This window comes from Halorubrum sp. ARQ200 (assembly GCF_005435115.1).
GTDB classification, from domain to species: Archaea; Halobacteriota; Halobacteria; order Halobacteriales; family Haloferacaceae; genus Halorubrum; species Halorubrum tropicale.
Genome location: NZ_SGTZ01000027.1, coordinates 1 through 691 on the forward strand (window position 1 = coordinate 1; position 691 = coordinate 691).

The following is a 691-nucleotide window of genomic DNA, read 5'->3' on the forward strand; positions in this document are numbered from 1 at the left end:
GGTCGCGTTAACTTAGAGGATGAGGCGCTCGACTTCAGAGTGCTTATGGCCGAAATCGAACGCCTCAGCGAACGTATCACGTGGATCGACTTGTCGTTTGTGGAGCGAGATCGAACGCCGCGCTGGGCGATTGAACTAGGGATCCGCAGTCACTTAGCCGGTATGTCACTGCGCGAGGTAAGTAAGCATCTTGAACTGTTTGGAATCAGTCGAAGTCACGTCGCGATCCACAACTGGGTTCATAAGGCCGATCTACAGCCGATCTCGACCGTCTCCGAGGATCAACTCGCGGTTGACGAAAAGATGATCCGCCTCCACGGCCAGAAGTTCTGGCTGTACGCCGCGGTTGATCCACAGACGAACGAGATCCTTCACTTGAGCCTCTATCCGACCGCAAATAAACAGACAACGCGATGGTTTCTCACCGAGCTACACCGGCGCTATCAGCTGAATAACGTCGAATTTCTCGTCGATGACGCAGACTATCTTGGATCAGTTCTTGCTGAAGACGGGTATCGATTTCAAATCATTCGACATGGAAATCGGAATGCTATCGAACGTGTCTTTTGGGAGATAGAACGACGAACATCATCATTTGCGAATAGTTTCAGCAATGTCGCGCTAGAGACAGCTCAAAACTGGCTCGAAGCCTTCGCCGTCTACCACAATTCACGCCAAACTTAACGCGACC

At 51.5% G+C, this 691-nt stretch carries 1 protein-coding gene; it reads left to right on the forward strand.

All coding sequences use genetic code 11. The features are described 5' to 3' along the window. The first annotated feature begins 45 nt into the window (after positions 1 to 45). Positions 46 to 684 carry an IS6 family transposase gene (locus tag EXE50_RS16875; RefSeq protein ID WP_077152271.1) on the forward strand — a complete coding sequence of 213 codons (639 nt, stop codon included), beginning with the start codon at positions 46 to 48 and terminating at the stop codon, positions 682 to 684. Positions 685 to 691 lie beyond the last annotated feature (7 nt).